Here is a 21,000-nt window from a genome sequence, read left to right as displayed (position 1 = left end):
AACCATTCATTTAAAAGTGTTTTTAGTGTTATTTTAATGACGTCTTAAATTTTTATTTTGCTTTATTTACTAAATATACACCTAATAATATAATTGCTCCTGCAAGTAACTGAATCAAACTTAATTTCTCTCCATCAAAAAAACCCCAAACTACAGCTACTATTGGAATTAAATAGGTTACCGAACTTGAAAATACAGGTGATGAAATATGTATCAATTTATTAAACATCACCTTTGCTATGGCCGTGCCAAAAATTGCTAGAATTGAAATATATAATAAGGCAGGTTTTGTTTCTGATGTTAATTCAAACTCACTAAAAAACCTGGTATAAACCAAAACACTTAACGCTGGAAAAAAAATTAAAACAAAGTTTCCTGTTGTTATGGCTAAAGGCTCTAAGTCTTGCAAATACTTTTTAATAATATTTACATTAAAAGCATATCCTACAGAAGAAATAATAGGCAATAATGCATACCAATAATTTTGGTTTGGGTTTAAATCTGCACCTTTTAAAATTAAAATAACAGTCCCTAATAAACCCACTAAAATTCCTATAAATTGTTTTTTTCTAAAAGCAAAACCAAAAGCTAATGACCCAAAAAGAAATGTATTAAAGGGAGTAAGTGAATTTAAAATTGATGCTATTGAACTATCTATCCCTTGAATTGCAAAAGCAAATAAAAATGAAGGAAAAAGAGTTCCTAATAAAGCACTAGCAAAAACATACTTCCAATGATGTTTTTTTATTTTTTTTAAACTTTTAAAACCAATCAACCCTAATAAAACAGAAGTAATTAAAATACGAAGTGCTCCAACTTGTATTGGCGTTAACCCTACCAACGCCTTTTTCATTAAAATAAAAGAACTCCCCCAAACTAGAGCGAGTACACTTAAATAAATCCATTTTTGTCGTTGGTTATTCATAATGAGTTAGTTTGATGGACAAAAATCGCTTATTTAAGTGGATTAATATCTTTTTTTTATAAATTTGCACAACAAATTAATTATTGTAAAAAATGAAAATTCAAAAAATATTATTCGCTTTAGCGATTGCTGGTTTTGTTTTTACTGGATGTAAAAAAGAAGCAGAAAAAACAGAAACAAAAACAGAGGTTAAAGAAGTTTTAGCTGAAAACACAAAAGAATTGTCGTTAAACATTTCTGGAATGACTTGCGAAATAGGTTGCGCAAAAACTATTGAATCTAAATTAGCAAAAAAAGAAGGTGTTTTAGAAGCTAAAGTTGTTTTTAACGACAGTATTGCAACAATTAAATACGATGCTTCTAAAGTTGACAAAACTAACTTAATTGCTTTTGTAGAAGGTGTCGGAACAGGAGATACTTACAAAGCTATTGAAGCAACTAAAAAAAATTGTAACCCTGCCGAATGTACCAAAACGTGTACTGAAAAAACAACAGCAAAAACTTGTTCTGCTGACTGTAAAAAAGAGTGTTGTGCAAAAAAAGAAGCTAAGACTTGTACTGCAGATTGCAAAAAAGAATGTTGCACTACTAAAAAAGCATAATTCTAACATATTATATAAAAAAGGCTCCTGTATTCAGGAGCTTTTTTTATGCGTTTACTTTATCTTTGCTTAAATTTTCTTTGGATGAAAAAACGATTCTCACTTATTGTCAAAATCACGTTAATTTCAGTTTATCTAATCTTTTTAGCAGGTGCTGTAGTTCGCATGACAGGGTCTGGAATGGGTTGCCCTGATTGGCCAAAATGTTTTGGATATTACATTCCTCCAACTTCCGAAGAACAAATTACTTGGCAACCAAACAAAGAGTTTAAAAAAGGGATGATCATCGTTAAAAACGAAGCTCTTTTTGTTGCCGAAAACGATTTAAAAACCTCATCAGAATTTAAACCTAACAACTGGAAGAAATATACCAAGCACAATTACGCAAAGTTTAACAAATACCATACTTGGACAGAATATATAAATCGGTTATCCTCAGCTTTAGCTGGAATTCCTTTTTTATTACTAATATTTGTTTCAGCTAAATTTTGGAGAGAAAATAAAACAATCCCGCTGCTCGCTTTTTGCGCTTTTTTCTTAATGCTTTTTGAAGCTTGGCTAGGCAAAACAGTAGTGGACACGAACTTAAAACCAACAATAATCACTATTCATATGGTTATTGGATTGATAATTGTAGCCTTATTATTGATGGTTTTATATATAATTACGGAGAAAAAAACTACTTACAAATACCATTCTTTGTTCAACAAACTTCTGATTGTTTCTGTAGTCTTTACATTAATTCAAATAGCTATGGGAACCCAAGTTCGTCAGTTTATAGATGAACAAGTAAAGCTCTACGGATTTGAAAACAAACATTATAGTTTGCTAAATCCAAGTTTTAAATTTTACTTCCATCGTTCTTTTACTATTGCCATTGTATTAGTGAATTTTGGAATGTTATATTTAAACCAAATTAAAAGTCTAGGTTACAAACTTGTAAACTGGATTATCTTTTTAATCTTTTTAGAAACGATTACTGGAATTTTAATGTATTATGCTGAATTTCCTTTAGGAACACAAGCAACCCATTTATTAGCGGGTGCTGTTTTATTTGGTTTACAGTTTTATTTATGGTTACAGAGTAGAAAAATAGCTATTAATTAGTCCTTCCACTCTAACGTTTCCATCATCCGAATCATATCTTGTTTAATGTAGTTTACAGCAGGAAGAATACTATCGTAGTTTGGTCTTGTTTGAAAAAATAAAGATCCCTTTAAAAAGTGTTTCGTGCTATCGGTAACATGAAATTGCACTTGAGATGCAGAATTCCCTGTGATATCATAGATACTCCCGAATACTTTATTTTTTTTGTTTTCAAAATTATTAGACGCTATTTGATCTGCTTTAACCGTATGCTCAAATACTAATTTTTCAGCCTCCATTAATAATTCTTTTAAATTATTCTGAACGGGTCTGTACGTAATATCAACCGTTGCTTTTAAATCTGGGTAATCAATTTTTAACCAATTTTTAGGCAAGCTTATTACTTTAGCATTTTTAGCAATCTCAAAAGTGTAAGGTCTTTCAATATTTAATTTAGCGAATTCTTTTTTAGGATAATTTAAACTTAAATACCCTTTAGGTTTAGGCATGGTTTCTTTACCACAACTCAACGTCATAAATACTATTAACAAGTAAAAAAAATTACGCATTTCGTGTGGCTTTAACCTGTTTTATACGCCTTCTATCTAAAGACTCAATAGTAAACATATAGTTTTTAAAATTTATTTTATCTCCCTTCTTAGGAAACTTACCAGAAACTTCAAGAATAAAACCTGCTAACGTTTCACTTTCCCCTTTCTCTTCTTCAAACTTGTCTTCATCTTCATCATCTAACACACGACAAAAATCTTTAATGGTTATTTTTCCATCAAAAATATAATTGTTCTCATCTATTTTAGAGTAAGATAAATCTTCATCATCAAACTCGTCGTTAATGTCACCTACAATCTCTTCAATAACGTCTTCTAAGGTCACGATTCCACTTGTTCCGCCATATTCATCTACAACTACCGCTAAATGATTTTTTTTCTCTTGAAACTCACTTAATAAATCATCTAATTTTTTATTTTCTGGCACAAAAAATGGCTCTCTAATTAATTCTTGCCAATTAAACTCCTTTTTATTGAGATGTGCTAATAAATCTTTAGCATATAGAACCCCTATAATTTTATCAATATTCTCTTCATAAACAGGGTTTCTAGAATATCCGTTTTTTAAAATCGTTTCTAAAACTTGCTCGTAAGGTTCTGCACTAGAAATAGCACAAACATCTGTACGTGGCTTCATAATCTGTACCGTTTCTGTATTTCCAAAGGTTACAATCCCTTCTAAAATTTTCTGTTCATCTTTAGTCGTAGCGTTATCTGATGTTAATTCTAAGGCTTGTGATAATCTTTCTACCGATAAATTATTGTTTTTATTACCTAGTTTGTTTTCTATTAAATTTGTCAATGAAATAAGAGGCAAACTTAAAGGCGTTAAGATTATGTTCAATACTTTTATGGGCTTTGCCATAAAATTAGCAAACTGCATTGACTTTCTTGTAGCATATACTTTTGGAAGAACCTCTCCAAATAATAAAATTAAAAAAGTTACCAGCACGACTTCTACCAAAAACTTAATCGTTCCTGATAAAGAACTAAAAAGCACTTCGCCTAATATGGCAAACAACAATACAATAAGAATATTAATAAAATTGTTAGTTATTAAAACGGTTCCCAGTAGTTTTTTAGGATCTTCTAGCAGCTGTACAACAGCGTTTTTTCCTTTAGTTTTTTCTGACAACTCATCAATTTCTGTTTGAGATAATGAAAAAAAAGCCACTTCTGCTCCAGATATTAAGGCAGAACAAATAAGTAGAACCAACAAAACAATAAAATTAAGCGTGGTTAAAAAACTAAAACTAGAAATTAATAAAAGTTCGGGGTCTGGATCCAAATTTTAAAATTTAATTAAACTAAAATGGTAAATCATCTTCCTCTTGAGATGCTACCGAACTTGTAGCAGCACTACTTTGTGATTGACCTACCGATGTTGTTGGTGCGTTAGGATCTTTTTTAGTGGTTAAAAAAGTCATTTCTTGCACATGTATTTCTGTTGTATAACGCTTTTGACCCTCAACTTCGTATTGACGGTTTTTTAAACGTCCTTCAACATACACCTTGTCTCCTTTCGTTAAATACTTTTCACAAATTTCAGCTAATTTATTGCGAACCACAATATTATGCCAATCGGTATTTGTAACTTTTTCTCCAGTTTGACGATTTGTATAGGTTTCATTAGTTGCTAAAGGAAAACGACCGATAGAATTTCCTCCATCGAAATAATGCATTTTAACTTCATCTCCTAAATGCCCTATTAAAATCACTTTATTAATTGTTCCTGCCATAGCATAAAAGTTTGTGTACAATCAAAGATACAAAATTACTTTTTCTTGTTCAGAAATGCATCTAAAAACTTATCAATTAATACAGGTACTGGATGTTTATCAACTTCGTTCCATGGAATTGTTTTTATTTCAACCTCGGGAGTTTTTACAATCCAGAATTTTGTATATAAATGTTGATGTGAAAGTTTGTGCACTACATCTACTTGATTAAATAATGAAATTGTTGCTTCCTTTAGAAATAAGCTTTGAAATTTCTCTGATGCGATTAATTTTTGTTCGTTAATCGCTTTATCCGTTTCTATTAATGGAAATTGATACAATCCTTGCCATATCCCTTTTCCTGTTCTTTGCGATAAAACTGTTTTTTCATCCCAAGTATTTATAACTAAATAATTAAAAAATCTCTTTTTTACTTTTAGCTTCATCTCCTTAATAGGTAAATCGTTAACCAACCCTTTTTCAAAAGCCACACAACTACTAGAAAAAGGACATTTGTTACATAATGGATTTTGAGGCTTGCAATGTAGTGCGCCGAAATCCATAATAGCCTGATTGTATGTTCCTGGTTGTGTTAAATCAATTAAGGTTTGCGCTAATATTTTAAACTCCTTTATTCCTGTGGATGAATTTATAGGAGTTTTAATTCCGAAGTAACGAGAAAGCACTCGATAAACATTTCCATCTACAACTGCGGCAGGTTCATTAAAACAGATGGATGCAATGGCAGATGCAGTGTAATCTCCAACTCCCTTTAACTTCAGTAACTCTTTATAAGAACTTGGAAATTCGCCATTTAAATCGTTTGCAATATATTTAGCAGTAAAGTGAAGATTTCTTGCCCGCGAATAATACCCAAGCCCTTGCCATAATTTTAACACCATACTTTCTTCTGCATTTGCTAAATCGAAAACTGTTGGAAAGGCTTCTTTAAACTTCAAAAAATAAGGTAATCCTTGAGCTACTCTTGTTTGTTGCAACATAATTTCACTTAACCAAACATAATAAGGGTTTTGTGTTTTTCTCCAAGGCAATTCACGTTGATTTTGTAAATACCAGTAAATTAAAGTGTTATGAAAATGCATTTATCAAAATTTGCAATGCGAAATTAATGTATTTTATTCAGATATTTTTAAGAACAAATATTTTCGGAATAGATTAATTATCATATATTTGCACCCTTGAAATTTTTAAAAAATAAACAAAAATATATTTATAATGACAAAAGCAGATATCGTATCGAATATTTCAGACAAAACAGGAATAGAGAAAGCTGATGTATTAGCAGCTGTTGAGGCATTTATGTCTGAAGTAAAAGATTCATTAGAAAGTGGAGATAACGTATATTTAAGAGGTTTTGGTAGTTTTATCATCAAAACTAGAGCTGAGAAAACTGGTAGAAATATTTCTAAAAATACTACTATTAAAATTCCAGCACACAACATACCTGCATTTAAGCCTGCTAAAACCTTTACTGATGGAGTAAAGACAAAGGTTTCTGTAAAGTAAAAAATATCAGACAGTATTAACTAAACTCGAAAGAGTTTCTAAAAACGATTTATTATGCCAAGTGGTAAAAAAAGAAAGAGAGCTAAGATCTCTACACACAAAAGAAAGAAAAGAGCAAGAGCAAACCGTCATAAGAAAAAGTAAGCATTCGCTTACTTTTTCCGTTTGCTAAAAAACGCAAAAGTTCATTGACATTGAGGTTTTTAAAAATCTCAGCCGGTATAAAAATTATACCTGTTTACAAATTTTAATCCGTTAACGCAATACAATCATATTGCGCTGGCACAAAACTTTATTCAGATGAAAACCGAATTAATAATACGTTCAAATTCTTCTGATATTGATTTTGCCTTACTACGTGATGGTAGACTTGTTGAATTAAATAAAGAAACAAACGACAATAAATTCTCGGTCGGAGATATTTTTCTTGCTAAAATCGGAAAAGTAATGACTGGTTTAAATGCCGCTTTTGTAAATGTTGGATATCCTAAAGATGGTTTTTTACACTATCACGATTTAGGACCACAAGTACAATCTTTAAATAATTTCATCAAGAAAGTAAGCACAGGTAAATTTAAAGAATTCACTTTAAAAAACTTCCGTTTTGAAAACGACATCAATAAAGATGGAAGTATTAATGATGTACTAAAATCAGGTCAAAATTTATTAGTACAAATCGTAAAAGAACCTATATCTACCAAAGGACCTCGAATTAGTTCAGAGCTTTCGATTGCTGGTAGATATTTAGTATTAGTTCCTTTTTCTAATAGAATATCTGTATCTCAAAAAATAGAAGATAACAAAGAAAAGGAACGTTTAAAAAGATTAGCAAAAAGTATCCGCCCAAAAGGGTTTGGGCTTATTTTACGTACTGTTGCTGAAGGAAAAAAAGTAGCAGAACTAGACAAAGATTTACAAAACTCTCTCGAACGTTGGAAAACAACTTGCAAACGTATTGCAAACACAAATACTCCAACTAAAATTTTGAGTGAATTAAACAGAGCATCTTCTATTTTAAGAGATGTGATGAACGATTCTTTTACAAGTATAGTTACCAATGATGAAGTCTTAAACGTTGAAATTAAAGAGTATTTACAAGAAATATATCCTGAAAAGGAAAGCATTGTAAAACTACACAATTCTCCAACTCCGATTTTCGAAAAATACGGGATTGAAAGACAAATAAAAACATCGTTTGGCAAAACAGTTTCTATGAGCAAAGGTGCCTATTTAGTTATAGAACACACCGAAGCGTTACACGTAATTGATGTAAACAGTGGTAACCGCTCAAACAAAGCTAAAAACCAAGAAGAAACCGCGTTAGAAGTAAATTTGATTGCTGCAACAGAGATTGCAAGACAATTACAATTACGCGATATGGGAGGAATTATTGTAGTGGACTTTATTGATATGAAAACTGTTGAAAACAGACAAAAATTATATCAACATCTAAAAGATGCTATGGCGTTAGACCGTACAAAACATAAAATTTTACCTCCAAGTAAGTTTGGATTAGTGCAAATAACACGTCAACGTGTGCGACCTGAATTAGAAATAAAAACACGTGAAGCAAACCCAAATAAAAATGGTGAAGTTGAAGCTCCTATTGTTTTAATAGATAAAATAGAGGCAGAAATTGAAAGAATTTTGAGTAATAAAAATGATTATAAAGATATAACATTAAATGCTCATCCTTTTATAGCTGCCTATTTAACTAAAGGAATCAACTCTATTCGTTTTAAATGGTTTGTAAAACACAAAAAGTGGATTAAAATTTTACCTAGAGATGCTTACCAATACTTAGAATATAAATTCTTCTTTAAAAAGAAGGATCTTTAGTAAGTAAGGCATATCTTATTATCAAAAAAAATCCCACTCAATAGAGTGGGATTTTTTTGTTTTATACTATTAATTTAAAACCAAAACCCTAAATTAAACAACCAATATTTTTGACTGTGATCTGGAGACCAACTGTATTTTAACTCTATGGGTCCTAAAAGAGTTTCTACGCCATAACCTAAAGCACACCCTGTTTTTGTATCTTTAAAAAGACTTCCTTTTTCAAAAACATTTTCTGCAACACGACCAAAATTAACAGTAAATGTTGCATAGTGTTTGTCTAAAACCTTATAGCGAATATCAAATTCTGATTTTAAAAATGATTGATCACTTAAAGAGGCTATTTCATAACCATATAATGATATGAAGTTATTTATAAAGTTTTTATTATAACTTCCTAAACGATAATCAAATACTTGAGACTTTTCTTCTCCAAGAGTATAACCTGCTTCTGAAATGTATTGAAAAGTAAGTTTATCTTTTAACGTAAAAGCTGCACTAATTTTCCCTCCTATTTGTGAAAATTGATTAAATGGCTCATTACTTCCTTCCAAAAATTGAGATAATTTATCATTTCTATCAGACAACATATACCATTTAAAACCAACATCTGCATAAAACCCTTTAGTAGGAAACATTGTTTTGTTAAAGGTGTCTAATCGTAAAAACACAAATGAGTTTAAATAATGACTTTTTTCTAAGTAAGTCTCTTTCCCTTCATTAGTTAATATGGTTTCAGTTTTAGCTTTAATGGCTTTTGACTCAAGACCAAAGCCAAAGCCGAATTTTTTATCAATAGTTGTTTGCATAAACAACCTATTTGTAAAATCTTTATACTCAATATTAAGCCTATCAACGTTGTTATTATTAAATAAAATGTTAGAAGAAAAACCATTGTACCTTGACGAGAACCCATAACTAGTTAAAAAACCATTATCTACAAAATATTGCAAATCATATCTAATATTATCTCCTATAACAATATCTGCTGAAAGTTCATCATTTTGAAAAAGCACTTTTTTATGATTATAATTTAACAAGATCCCTGATTCATATAATAAATCGTAATGTAACCCTAATCTCAAATACGTTTTTACTTTATCTTCTTTAATTGTCAGCGTGAGTTTTTTTCCTTTAAAAGATTTTTCAAAATGATAGTCTATTCGTTCAAAATTATTGGTAGCAGTTAACGTATTTATTTTTCTAGAAATATCTTTATAAGAAGCATAATCTCCTTCCTTTAATTGAAGTTTACCAAGTATATAATTTCTAGTATAATTTTTATTTCCGTTAATAATAATTCTATCTACCAAAAATTCGTTAACCTTCTGACTAATTTTTGGTAATTCTCTTTTAATTATTTGTTGCTTCGCAATGTTTTCAAAAGTAGATTTGTGAGGCTTTGCTTCTTTTATTCCTTCAGCTATAATTGCCTCACAATCTTCAAATGAAGTAACTGTATATTCCAGTACTTTAGGACGCATATAAATATTTACTAATTTAATTTGCTCGTCAGATTTACGATACATTTGAAAATTAATAATTTGCCCTAAAATTGTTGTTACTGATGATAGCTTATTTCTATTTGATAGTTGTCCTTGAACATTAACACCAATAATAATATCTACCCCTTTCTTTTTCATTATATCTACAGGGAAATTATTTACAACACCTCCATCAACCAGTAAACGATTATCAATCTCAACAGGGTTTAACAATGTGGGAAATGAAGAACTCGCTCTAATCGCTAAAGGTAAAGATCCTTTTTCTAATAATACCTCACCGCCTGTTTCTATATCTGTTCCAATACAATAAAAAGGAATTGGAAGTTTAGTAAAGTCATTCACATCATCTACTGAAGAAAGTAACTCTGTTAATAAATTAAGTGCATTTTGTCCTTTTGACAACCCTAATGGTAACCCTATTGTTCCTTTATTAAAGGGTAAAGAAATAGCATGTTTTTCTACAAATGCTTTTTCAAAATATGTTTTTTCTCTTCGGGGCACTTTATCTTGTAGCAAAGACATAAAATCAGTATCCTTAATAATTTCTTCAATTTGATAAGAATTATATCCAACCGCATACAATCCTCCAATAATTGCCCCCATACTAGTTCCTCCAATATAGTCAACCTGAACACCCGCTTTTTCTAATTCACGTAATACACCTATATGAGCAAACCCTTTTGCACCTCCTCCACTTAAAACCAAGCCAACTTTAGGCTGATTTTGCGCAAATAATACTAAAGGGAAAATCAAAGCAAATAATAGTTTCTTATTCATTATTGTTTGGAATGGTAGTAGTTATATATTTTTTGAGCTCTAGAGTTACCGACAACTTCTTTAAGTTCTTCTATAGTAGACTCTTTAACTCTTTTTGCCGATTTAAATTTACGTAATAAATTGGTTATGGTTTGCTGACCAATATCAGGTATTTGTTCTAATTCTGATTGAATGGCACTTTTACTTCTTTTATTTCGATGAAAAGTAATTCCAAAACGATGCGCTTCATTGCGTAAGTATTGAATAATCTTAAGCGTTTCTGACTTTTTATCTAAATACAACGGAACAGAATCTCCTGGATAATAAATCTCTTCTAAACGCTTTGCAATACCGATAATGGCAATTTTTCCTCGTAACCCTAAAACATCTAAGCTTTTTAAGGCGGATGATAGCTGGCCTTTTCCCCCATCAATTACAATTAACTGCGGAAGCGGTTCGTTTTCTTCTAATAATCGTTTATACCTACGAAAAACAACCTCTTCCATCGATGCAAAATCATCGGGTCCATCAACAGTTTTTATATTATAATGCCTATACTCTTTTTTACTTGGTTTACCATCTTTAAAAACCACACAAGCAGCTACAGGATGCGTTCCTTGAATATTTGAATTGTCAAAACATTCAATATGACGAGGTTCTACTTGCAAACGCAAATCCTTTTGCATTTGTGCCATAATTCTTTTTACATGACGATCTGGATCTACAATTTTTATTTGTTTAAACTGCTCTTGTCTGTAATATTTTGCATTTCTTTCTGATAATTCAACAATACGTTTTTTATCTCCTAATTTAGGAATGGTTACTTTAACCTCATCACCAACGTCAACTTTAAAAGGAACATAAATTTCTCTTGAAAGCGAATTAAATCGCTGGCGTGTTTCCACAATAAAAAGCTCTAATAATTCTTTATCGGTTTCGTCTAGCTTTTTCTTAATCTCAGTAGTATAAGACTGAACTATAGACCCATTCATAATCTTAAAGAAATTCGCATAACCATGTGTTTCATCAGAAATAATAGAAAACACATCAACATTGTTAATAGACGGATTTACAATCGTAGATTTTGCCTGATAATTTTTTAAAGAATCTAATTTATCTTTAATTTTTTGAGCTTCTTCAAACTTCATCTCCGAAGCAAAATTCATCATCATGGTTTGTAAACGCTCTAAACTTTCCTTAAAGTTTCCTTTTATAATATTACGGATTGCTGTAATATCTTCCAGATAGTTATCTTCATGTTGATATCCTTCACAAGGACCTTTACAGTTTCCTAAATGATACTCTAAACAAACCTTATACTTTCCGCTATCAATCTTTTCTTGACTTAAATCGTAACTACATGTTCGTAACGGATATAACTCTTTAATTAAATCCAACAACGCATGTACCGTTCTCATATTCGTATATGGACCAAAATATTCAGATCCATCTTTTATCACTCTTCTAGTAGAAAAAACTCTTGGGAAGCGTTCTTTTTTTATACAAATCCACGGATATGATTTATCATCTTTCAACAAAACATTATAGCGTGGTCTATATTTCTTTATCAGATTATTCTCTAATAATAAGGCATCCGTTTCTGTATCAACCACCACATGCTCAATCCGAACAATTTTTTTTACTAGAATTCGTGTTTTTCCATTTTCATGATTCTTAGTAAAATATGACGAAACACGTTTTTTTAAATTCTTAGCCTTTCCTACATAAATAATCACATCTTCTTTATCAAAATACTGATAAACTCCCGGAGAATTGGGCAATGTTTGTACCTGAAGTTCTAGTGGTGTTGGCATATAACGAAAGTACAATTTTTTGGGTTTTAAAGCCCCATCGTTTATAGAATTAGTATTTTTACATTATGAGTAAGTTAGTTGATAATTTTGGGCGACAAATTAGCTATGTAAGGTTAGCGGTTACCGATCGTTGTAACCTGCGTTGCCAATATTGTATGCCAGCGCACGGAATAGATATTGTTCCGAGAAAAGAACTGCTTACTTATAAAGAAATGTATCGAATTGTTCGAGTATTAACCGAACTCGGTGTGAATAAAGTTAGATTAACAGGTGGTGAGCCTTTTGTTAGAAAAGATTTTATGAGTTTCTTAGAAATGCTGTCTTTTAATGATTTGTTAGACGACATTAATATTACCACCAACGGAGCTTTGATTTCTAATCACATTGAAACGCTTGAAAAAATCAAAAAAGTAAAAAACATCAATTTAAGTATTGATAGTTTACAACGAGAAAAGTTCGCTAAAATAACACGTCGTGATGTGTTTCCCGAAGTATATAACACTTTTGAGCTACTGGAAAAAAGCAACCTAAATTTAAAACTGAATGTTGTGGTGCAATCGGGTTTTAATACCGATGAAATCAATGGTTTTGTTGCATTGACTAAGGATAAAGATATTGCTGTTCGTTTTATTGAAGAAATGCCTTTTAATGGAAACGGGCAACGTGAAACAAACGAAAACTGGAGCTTTAATCGAATTTTAGAAGAAATAAAATCTCAATATACGATTACTAAAATTTCTTCGGAAAAATCATCAACTTCACGAAATTATTCGATAGAAGGTCATTTAGGAACTGTTGGAATTATCCCTGCTTTTACCCGAACTATTTGTAATGATTGTAATCGAATTCGCATCACCTCAACCGGAACATTTAAAAACTGTTTGTTTGATGATGGTGTTTTCAATTTGAGGAATTTTATACGAAACGGAGCGAGTAATGAAGATTTAAAAGAGTTGTTTTTATCGTTAGTAAAAGAAAAACCTAAAGACGGTTTTGAAGCTGAAGCCAACAGAAAAGGAAACGTAACGGAAAGTATGAGTACAATAGGGGGATAAAATGATTACAGTAGAAGAAGCAAAACATATCATATTACAAAACACACAAGATTTTGGTGTTGAGGAAATTCCGTTTTTAGATTCGGTCGGACGCGTTTTAAAAGAAGATATTGTTGCCGATAGAGATTTTCCACCATTCAATCGTGTGGCTATGGACGGAATTGCGATTAATTATCGTTTCTTTCAATACGGAGTTCGTGATTTTAAAATTGAAGGTGTTCAACCCGCAGGAAGTGAACAAGAAGCCATGATAAACGCTTCTAATTGCTACGAAGTAATGACAGGTGCTGTATTACCAGAAAACTGTGATACTGTAATTCGGTATGAAGATGTTAGCATCAATACGTTAATGGCAACCGTAAACATTGATGAAATTACCGAAGGCCAAAACATTCACTACCAAGGAAAAGATAGGAATGAAGGAGATATACTTATCAAAAAGAATACTGTTATTTCTCCCTCAGAAATTGGTGTGTTAGCAACTGTAGGGAAGTCTAAAGTGAAAGTTGCTAAACTACCTAAAGTGATGATTGTTTCTACAGGTGATGAATTGGTTGGTGTTGATAAAAATCCTGAAGCACATCAAATACGTAGAAGCAATGTATTTACCTTAGTTTCTTTGTTGAATGAATTGAAAATTCCTTCGGAAATCGAACATTTAACAGATAAAAAAGAGGTTTTACAACAAAAAATAACCTCGTTTTTAAACGACTTCGATGTTTTACTATTCAGCGGTGCAGTAAGCAAAGGGAAGTTTGATTTTCTGCCTGAGGTTTTAGAGGAATTAGGAGTTGAAAAATTATTTCATCGAGTTTCACAACGTCCTGGAAAACCATTTTGGATGGGGCAAACAGATACTTGTAAAGTCTTCGCGTTTCCTGGAAATCCAGTTTCAACTTTTGTGAATTGTTTGGTGTATTTTTATCCGTGGTATTATAAATCGGCTGGGGTTAAACAGCAACCTCAAACAGCAATTCTTACTGAAAATGTAAGTTTTAAACCTGATTTAACGTACTTTTTACAAGTAAAACTAACAACCGAAAACGGACAATTATTCGCAACACCCATAAAAGGAAATGGATCTGGTGATTTAGCAAGTTTGGTTGAAGCTGACGGGTTTATTGAACTGCCAAAAACAGAAGAAGCGGAGTTTAAAAAAGGAGAAGTTTATCCAGTAATTAGATTTAGATAATTAATATTGAAGCAATGACATTCAAAGAAAAGAAAACTCATCTATTACAACTTCTTTATGAAAATCGATTTCAAGGAGGCTATTTTGATGTAGTAAAATTATTAAAAGACTTAGATGTAAACCCTAGTGAAGCCTACGAGTTAGCAATTTCTCTTGAAAAAATGGGACATGTAAGAATGATAAGCACTAAGGATGGAACTTTCTTAGATATAATTGCTAAGGGAATTGAATTTATTGAAGATGACAACTCTAAAAAAGAAATCGACTTCTTTTCAAATGATGAGAAAAAAGAAATAATAAAGAGGTTGGATAACTTTTTTACGAAAATCGAAGAAATTCAATTGGGTCAACAAATTATTTACGATGATTTAAGTAACGAATTTGAAGAGTTAAAAGAATTATTGAAAATTCTAAATAAGAAAAATTGGAAAGAGGTCTTAAAAGGTAAACTTATAGACATGGGGCTAGGTGATTTGACTAGTGAAGTGAAAGAAACTATTATTGATGTTTTTAAAGACAATAAACTGTTGAATTAACAATGAACAACTTCACCCATATAAACGAACAAAACCAACCTAAAATGGTCAATGTTTCTGATAAAAAAATCACGAAACGTACTGCTATCGCAAAAGCTACCATGTATTTAGGCGAAGAAATAATCAGTCACTTTACCAATGATGAATTGATGACCAAAAAAGGTCCTGTTTTTCAAACGGCAATTATTGCGGGAATTCAAGCTGTAAAGAAAACGTCTGATATTATTCCTATGTGTCACCCACTACTAATTAACGGAGTTGATATCGATATTAATATCACCGACAAAGAACATGTTGATGTTTTTTGTAAAGTTACTATTGAAGGAAAAACAGGAGTGGAAATGGAAGCCTTAACTGGAGCTTCTGCGACATGTTTAACCATTTACGATATGTGTAAAGCTATCAGTCAAAAAATGGTGATTCAAGAAGTAAAATTAATTGAGAAAACTGGCGGAAAATCGGATGTAAAAAATTAAACCGTCATTACGAGAAGGTACGACGAAGTAATCTTTAAAATTAGAGATTGCTTCACTACATTCGCAATGACCTATAACAAAATGGAAAAACACCAAAAACATACTAACTTAACACGAAAACACAACGATAATTTCGCGCCTAATGAAATTGCAATTCTCGGAACAAAATGTGGAATTATTACAGATTTGGTTCGTCAGGTTTCAGATAAATTATCCAACTATAAATTGGCGTATTTTGATGCTTCTCACGCAAAAGACATTGAAAAAAACATAGTATCTGAATATACTTTTCATCACGAAGGGAATTTACAAATCAACACTAATTCACCTGTGAATAAGTATGTTCAAAGAATTCAATTTTCGCAATATGATTTTGTGTTTATTAATGGAAATCATTACAACGGAGCAAAACAAATCTTAATTTTAGACGAGGAAAAAGAAGCTTCCGTTTTAAAACGTTTAGATCAATTAGATCGAATTCAATTTGTTATAAAATTGAAACCTGAAACGGAATACTTTTCATTTTTAACAGAGAAATATCCGCAGATAAAAAACATTACTTCTTACACTATTGATGAGGTTGATAAAATAACGCAACACATCAAAAATCTTATTGAAGAACATATTACTCCAATAAAAGGGTTAGTATTAACTGGAGGGAAAAGTACCCGAATGGGAACAGATAAATCGGAATTGAATTATCATGGAAAGCCTCAAAAAGTAGTTGTAAAAGAATTGTTGAGTGAACATTTAGTAGAAACTTTCCACTCGGTTCAGAACAAATCAGATGATCCGAAAGAAATTCACGATGTGTTTTTAAATTTAGGCCCATTTGGAGGAATTTGTTCAGCATTTCAAAAAGACCCAAATTCAGCGTGGTTTGTCTTAGCAACCGATGTACCTTTTGTAAATGATGACTTAATTCAATTATTATTACAAAAGAGAAATCCGAGTAAAGTGGCAACTACGGTGAAAGGAAAAAGTAAAGAGTTTCCTGAACCGTTAATCACTATTTATGAGCCTAAAGCATATCCTATTTTATTACAATATTTAGCTCAAGGATATTCTTGTCCGCGTAAAATGTTAATCAATTCGGATGTGGAAATTGTTGAGGTAGATGATGATTTGATTAGAAATATCAATACTCCAGAGGAATTTGAAAAAGCAAAAAGAGAAATTACCTCGTCATTACGAGGAGAAACGACGAAGTAATCTTTAAGATTGCTTCACTATGTTCGCAATGACTAAAACAATGAAAATCACCAAAGAACAGCTTTTTAAACGCCAGATCACTTTATCAGAAATTGGTGAGGAAGGTCAACAGAAATTACAAAATGCAAAAGTTTTGATAGTTGGTTGTGGCGGATTAGGAAGTCCTGTTGCAGTGTATTTAGCTTCCAGTGGGGTTGGAGAATTACACTTGGTTGATTTTGATATGGTTGATGTTACTAATTTACATCGTCAAGTTTTTTATTCTTTAGATGATATTAGCAAGCCAAAAGCTGAAGTTTTAGCAAATTTTATAAAACAAAGAGCTCCGTTTACAAAAGTTAGCTACACCAACTCTCCTATTAATAAAGAAAATGTTTTAAAACTCATTTCGGATTACGACATTATTGTTGACGGAACTGACTCTCTACCCACAAAATATTTATTGAACGATGCCTGTGTTTTAACAAACAAACCTTTAGTGTATGGCTCATTGTACAAGTTTGATGGTTATCTTTCTGTTTTCAACATTACTTTAAAAGGTGGAACTCGAAGTGCAAATTTACGCGACGCTTTTCCAACCATGGCAACTGATATTCCTAATTGTGAAGAAGCCGGAACTTTGAATTCTATAGTGGGGATGATTGCCACTCAACAAGTAAATGAAGTTTTAAAACTCATCACCAAAGTTGGAAAACCCTTAGCCAACGAGCTATTGATTTATAATTCTTTACAGAATTCTCAGTTAAAAATGAAGTTGAGTCCAAGAACATCAAAAGATGAAATTCAAAAATTATTTGAGACAGAGAATTATTTTGCCACAAGTTGTGAGGTTCATAATCCTGATTGGTTAATTTCTTCTGAAGAATTAAAATCAGAATTACTAAATGAAAATATAGAAGTTATTAGTGTTTTAGAAAATTTAAAACTTCCTTTTTCAAATTATAAAACCATTCATTTTTCTGATTTACCGAATTCAAATTTTCATCCGCAGAAAAACAAAAAATATATAATGGTATGTGTTAAAGGTATTACCAGTTACGAAGCAACTGCTATGTTAAAAAAACAATTTCCAGAAGCTCAAATTTATAGTTTAGAGAATGGAATTTCTAGCTATTTGTCTCTATAATTATCAATTCCCAAAGTTGCCCTCCTGATTCATATTTTACCAATTCTTTAAACCCAATAGCTTTATGTGCGTTTGAAGAGCGAGTATTTAAAGCATCGACTTCTGTGATTATTGCATCAAAATTTTTAAAAACTTCTTTTTTCATTTTATCGTACAAACCTCTAAAAATTCCTTTTCCCCTGTAATCTTTATCAATACAGATTTGTCCCATTACAATATAATTTAAAGAATTTTCTACTGTTTTTTCAATTACATCAAACATAGGAACCAAAACAGGAATGTCATTTTTAAAACTTTGATGCATTGAAAGTGCGTATCCTACCACCTTATTTTGATGAGTTGCTATAATATGTGGTTGTACATCATGCATGTTCTGTAAAATACCTAGAGTATGTTCGACAGTAACAAAACCCTGCTCTTTTTTCTCTTCTTCTGAAAGGTTTTTGAGCAGATTCTTTTGTTGAAGGTTTAAAATTTGCTCTAATTCTTCTCGTGTTGAAGTTATTTTATAAGCTACCATAATCTTGAAAAAGAGTTTTATTAAAATTAATAAATTGTATTTATAAAACAAAAAAACTCAACTAAAAAAGTTGAGTTTTTTGTACTCGAGGTGGGAATCGAACCCACACTCCCAAAAGAACTGGATTTTGAATCCAGCGCGTCTACCAATTCCGCCACTCGAGCATTATATGGAAGATGCAAAGCTATAAAATATTTCATTTAAAATACCTTTTTAACTCTTAAAATAGTTATATTTTTGTTGCAACAACAACACTAACTAAAATATCATACAATAAATGACTCCAATACAATTAAGTCCAAAATTGTTTGCTTGTTCTCAAAGTACAGAATTGGCTGAAAAAATTGCAAAAGAATTCGGTATTCCTTTAGGTAAAGTAAATACAACTCACTTTAGTGATGGGGAATTTCAACCTGCTTTTGAAGAATCTGTTCGTGGAAGAAGAGTTTTTCTTATTGGCTCTACTTTTCCTACAGCAGATAATTTAATGGAAATGCTACTAATGATAGATGCTGCTAAACGTGCATCTGCAAGACATATTACTGCAGTAATGCCATATTTTGGCTGGGCACGTCAAGACAGAAAAGACAAACCAAGAGTTGCAATAGGCGCAAAATTGGTGGCAAAATTATTAGAAGCTGCTGGTGCGACTCGTATTATGACTATGGATTTACATGCAGATCAAATTCAAGGCTTTTTTGAAAAACCTGTAGATCATTTATTCGCTTCAACCATTTTTATGCCATATATAGAAAGCTTAAAACTAGATAACTTAACTATCGCTTCACCAGATATGGGGGGGTCTAAAAGAGCCTATGCATATTCTAAGTATTTAGAAAGCGACGTAGTTATTTGCTATAAACAAAGAAAAAAAGCAAACATAATTGATCATATGGAACTTATCGGTGAAGTTGAAGGCAAAAATGTAATTCTTGTTGATGACATGATCGATACAGGTGGTACGCTTGCAAGAGCAGCTAATTTAATGATAGAAAGAGGTGCAATATCGGTAAGAGCGATTTGTACGCACCCAATACTATCTGGTGATGCATATGAAAAGATTCAAAACTCTAAATTAACAGAGCTAATTGTCTCAGATACAATTCCTTTAAAAAGACAAGTTTCTAAAATAAAAGTTGTATCTTGCGCGCCCTTATTCGCTGATGTGATGCATAAAGTTCAAGACAATACATCTATTAGCGGACAATTTTTAATGTAAATTTTAATTAATAAAAAAGTAATGAAATCAATTACAATCAAAGGATCAAAAAGAGAAAGCGTAGGTAAAAAAGCAACAAAAGCCTTACGTAATGCTGGAATGGTTCCTTGCGTATTATACGGAGGAGACAAACCTGTTCATTTTTCAACAGAAGAAATTTCGTTCAAGAAATTAGTTTATACTCCAAACGTATATACTGCAACGATTGATGTTGAAGGATCAAAATACAATGCTGTTTTACAAGACATCCAGTTTCATCCGGTAACTGATAATATTTTACACGTAGATTTTTATCAGTTGTTTGACGACAAAGCTATTACTATGGAAATTCCAGTACGTATAGTAGGTAAATCTAAAGGTGTAGCTGTCGGTGGTGCTTTACGTCATAACACACGTAAACTAAAAGTAAAAGCATTACCAGCTAAATTACCAGATTTTATCGAAGCTAATGTTACTGAGTTACAAATTGGTAATAAATTATATGTTACAGCTTTACAGAATGATGATTATACAATCATGCATCCAGATAACACTGTAGTTGCTCAAGTACGTATGTCTCGTAATGCTGCAAAAGCTGCTGCTGAAGCAGAAAAATAATTTTTGCTTAAGTAAGTTTACAAAAGCGTTACCAATGTGTAACGCTTTTTTTATTTTTGAAAAATGAATATTACTGTTTTTTTTAAGAAACTATTCGGAATTAAAACTGAAACACAAGAACCATTCATGAAAAAATTTTTAATTGTAGGATTAGGAAACATTGGTCCTAAATACGAAAACACACGTCACAATATCGGATTTAAAATTGTTGATGCCTTTGTAAAAGAACATGAAGGAAGTTTTACTACAGAAAAATTAGGAGATATTGCAAAACTAAAAATTAAAGGAAAACCAGTAATTGTATTGAAACCGAACACCTACATGAATTTAAGCGGAAAAGCAGTCATGTATTGGATGAAACAAGAAAATATTCAAGTAGAAAATTTATTGGTGATTACAGATGATCTAAACATCGATTTTGGCACACTTCGAATGAAAGGAAAAGGAAGTTCTGGTGGGCATAATGGATTAAAGGATATTCAAGAAAAATTTAATACAGGTGCTTATCCTCGTTTTCGTTTTGGAGTAGGTTCTCAATATAGAAAAGGTGAACAAGTAGACTTTGTGTTGGGTGAATGGAGCAAAGAAGAAGAAAGCGCTATGATAGAACGTATTCCTACTTGTGTTAACGCCGTAACTTCATTTATTACTGCTGGATTAGCAAATACCATGAATGCCTTTAATGGAAAGTAAATTTATATGAATAGATTTCTTTTTTACAAGAAT

General features: G+C 31.4%; 21 protein-coding genes and 1 tRNA gene. 13 read left to right on the top strand and 9 right to left on the bottom strand.

Annotated elements, in window-relative coordinates:
- Positions 1–52: 52 nt before the first annotated feature.
- On the bottom strand, positions 53–925 hold the full coding sequence (locus tag C7447_RS02690; RefSeq protein WP_148868638.1) for a DMT family transporter: 873 nt from the start codon (positions 923–925) through the stop codon (positions 53–55).
- 92 nt (positions 926–1,017) lie between these two features.
- Here C7447_RS02690 and C7447_RS02685 point away from each other — a divergent pair, with 92 nt between their 5' ends.
- Together C7447_RS02685 and C7447_RS02680 are read left to right on the top strand one after the other, a co-directional pair.
- The gene (locus tag C7447_RS02685) at positions 1,018–1,527 is read left to right on the top strand and encodes a cation transporter (RefSeq protein ID WP_148868637.1); all 510 of its coding nucleotides are present in this window, start codon (positions 1,018–1,020) and stop codon (positions 1,525–1,527) included.
- Between the two features lie 84 nt (positions 1,528–1,611).
- On the top strand, positions 1,612–2,634 hold the full coding sequence (locus tag C7447_RS02680) for a COX15/CtaA family protein (protein WP_148868636.1): 1,023 nt from the start codon (positions 1,612–1,614) through the stop codon (positions 2,632–2,634).
- Here the strand turns inward: C7447_RS02680 and gldD are convergent.
- The 4 genes from gldD to mutY are packed head-to-tail and all read right to left on the bottom strand — an operon-like array spanning position 2,631 to position 6,003.
- The gene (gene gldD / locus C7447_RS02675) at positions 2,631–3,182 is read right to left on the bottom strand and encodes a gliding motility lipoprotein GldD (protein ID WP_148868635.1); all 552 of its coding nucleotides are present in this window, start codon (positions 3,180–3,182) and stop codon (positions 2,631–2,633) included. The two genes, C7447_RS02680 and gldD, sit on opposite strands and share 4 nt — an antisense overlap.
- Positions 3,175–4,470, bottom strand: a complete 1,296-nt coding sequence (gene gldE / locus C7447_RS02670; RefSeq protein ID WP_170245884.1) for a gliding motility-associated protein GldE — start codon at positions 4,468–4,470, stop codon at positions 3,175–3,177. The genes gldD and gldE overlap by 8 nt, the downstream gene beginning before the upstream one ends.
- Positions 4,471–4,489: 19 nt before the next feature.
- Complete coding sequence (locus tag C7447_RS02665) at positions 4,490–4,921, bottom strand: single-stranded DNA-binding protein (protein ID WP_148868634.1); 432 nt, start codon at positions 4,919–4,921, stop codon at positions 4,490–4,492.
- A gap of 35 nt (positions 4,922–4,956) precedes the next feature.
- Positions 4,957–6,003 (bottom strand): A/G-specific adenine glycosylase, encoded by a 1,047-nt coding sequence (mutY, locus tag C7447_RS02660; RefSeq protein WP_148868633.1) that lies wholly within the window; start codon positions 6,001–6,003, stop codon positions 4,957–4,959.
- Between the two features lie 133 nt (positions 6,004–6,136).
- Here mutY and C7447_RS02655 point away from each other — a divergent pair, with 133 nt between their 5' ends.
- Together C7447_RS02655 and C7447_RS02650 are read left to right on the top strand one after the other, a co-directional pair.
- Positions 6,137–6,427 carry an HU family DNA-binding protein gene (locus C7447_RS02655; protein ID WP_148868632.1) on the top strand — a complete coding sequence of 97 codons (291 nt, stop codon included), beginning with the start codon at positions 6,137–6,139 and terminating at the stop codon, positions 6,425–6,427.
- A gap of 300 nt (positions 6,428–6,727) precedes the next feature.
- Positions 6,728–8,266 carry an Rne/Rng family ribonuclease gene (locus C7447_RS02650; RefSeq protein WP_148868631.1) on the top strand — a complete coding sequence of 513 codons (1,539 nt, stop codon included), beginning with the start codon at positions 6,728–6,730 and terminating at the stop codon, positions 8,264–8,266.
- Positions 8,267–8,340: 74 nt separating this feature from the next.
- Here C7447_RS02650 and C7447_RS02645 read toward each other — a convergent pair whose 3' ends face one another.
- Both C7447_RS02645 and uvrC read right to left on the bottom strand, forming a co-directional pair.
- Positions 8,341–10,548: a patatin-like phospholipase family protein gene (locus tag C7447_RS02645; protein ID WP_148868630.1), complete on the bottom strand. Its 2,208-nt coding sequence runs from the start codon at positions 10,546–10,548 to the stop codon at positions 8,341–8,343.
- A complete protein-coding gene (gene uvrC / locus C7447_RS02640) occupies positions 10,548–12,341 on the bottom strand; it encodes an excinuclease ABC subunit UvrC (RefSeq protein ID WP_148868629.1) in 1,794 nt (597 codons plus the stop codon). The genes C7447_RS02645 and uvrC overlap by 1 nt, the downstream gene beginning before the upstream one ends.
- Positions 12,342–12,406: 65 nt before the next feature.
- Between uvrC and moaA the strand changes: the two genes are divergently transcribed.
- From moaA to C7447_RS02610, 6 genes are all read left to right on the top strand, one after another.
- Complete coding sequence (gene moaA, locus C7447_RS02635) at positions 12,407–13,396, top strand: GTP 3',8-cyclase MoaA (protein WP_148868628.1); 990 nt, start codon at positions 12,407–12,409, stop codon at positions 13,394–13,396.
- 1 nt (position 13,397) lies between these two features.
- Positions 13,398–14,588 carry a molybdopterin molybdotransferase MoeA gene (locus C7447_RS02630; RefSeq protein WP_148868627.1) on the top strand — a complete coding sequence of 397 codons (1,191 nt, stop codon included), beginning with the start codon at positions 13,398–13,400 and terminating at the stop codon, positions 14,586–14,588.
- Positions 14,589–14,602: 14 nt separating this feature from the next.
- Complete coding sequence (locus C7447_RS02625; RefSeq protein WP_148868626.1) at positions 14,603–15,124, top strand: hypothetical protein; 522 nt, start codon at positions 14,603–14,605, stop codon at positions 15,122–15,124.
- Between the two features lie 2 nt (positions 15,125–15,126).
- On the top strand, positions 15,127–15,600 hold the full coding sequence (moaC, locus tag C7447_RS02620) for a cyclic pyranopterin monophosphate synthase MoaC (RefSeq protein WP_148868625.1): 474 nt from the start codon (positions 15,127–15,129) through the stop codon (positions 15,598–15,600).
- A gap of 81 nt (positions 15,601–15,681) precedes the next feature.
- Positions 15,682–16,812 carry an NTP transferase domain-containing protein gene (locus tag C7447_RS02615; RefSeq protein ID WP_148868624.1) on the top strand — a complete coding sequence of 377 codons (1,131 nt, stop codon included), beginning with the start codon at positions 15,682–15,684 and terminating at the stop codon, positions 16,810–16,812.
- A gap of 40 nt (positions 16,813–16,852) precedes the next feature.
- Positions 16,853–17,938 carry a HesA/MoeB/ThiF family protein gene (locus C7447_RS02610; RefSeq protein WP_148868623.1) on the top strand — a complete coding sequence of 362 codons (1,086 nt, stop codon included), beginning with the start codon at positions 16,853–16,855 and terminating at the stop codon, positions 17,936–17,938.
- Here the strand turns inward: C7447_RS02610 and C7447_RS02605 are convergent.
- Positions 17,919–18,458, bottom strand: coding sequence for a GNAT family N-acetyltransferase (locus C7447_RS02605; protein WP_148868622.1), 540 nt, complete (start codon positions 18,456–18,458; stop codon positions 17,919–17,921). The genes C7447_RS02610 and C7447_RS02605 overlap by 20 nt on opposite strands.
- Before the next feature lie 82 nt (positions 18,459–18,540).
- A tRNA-Leu gene (locus C7447_RS02600) sits at positions 18,541–18,622 on the bottom strand.
- 113 nt (positions 18,623–18,735) lie between these two features.
- On the opposite strand from C7447_RS02600, the gene C7447_RS02595 reads away from it, so the two are divergent.
- From C7447_RS02595 to pth, 3 genes are all read left to right on the top strand, one after another.
- Positions 18,736–19,677, top strand: coding sequence for a ribose-phosphate pyrophosphokinase (locus C7447_RS02595; protein WP_148868621.1), 942 nt, complete (start codon positions 18,736–18,738; stop codon positions 19,675–19,677).
- Between the two features lie 21 nt (positions 19,678–19,698).
- Complete coding sequence (locus C7447_RS02590; protein ID WP_148868620.1) at positions 19,699–20,274, top strand: 50S ribosomal protein L25/general stress protein Ctc; 576 nt, start codon at positions 19,699–19,701, stop codon at positions 20,272–20,274.
- 63 nt (positions 20,275–20,337) lie between these two features.
- Positions 20,338–20,967, top strand: a complete 630-nt coding sequence (gene pth / locus C7447_RS02585; protein WP_246143001.1) for an aminoacyl-tRNA hydrolase — start codon at positions 20,338–20,340, stop codon at positions 20,965–20,967.
- Positions 20,968–21,000: the final 33 nt, after the last annotated feature.

The organism is Tenacibaculum adriaticum, from assembly GCF_008124875.1.
GTDB classification, from domain to species: domain Bacteria; phylum Bacteroidota; class Bacteroidia; order Flavobacteriales; family Flavobacteriaceae; genus Polaribacter; species Polaribacter adriaticus.
This window is presented reverse-complemented; position numbering and strand designations above follow the sequence as displayed.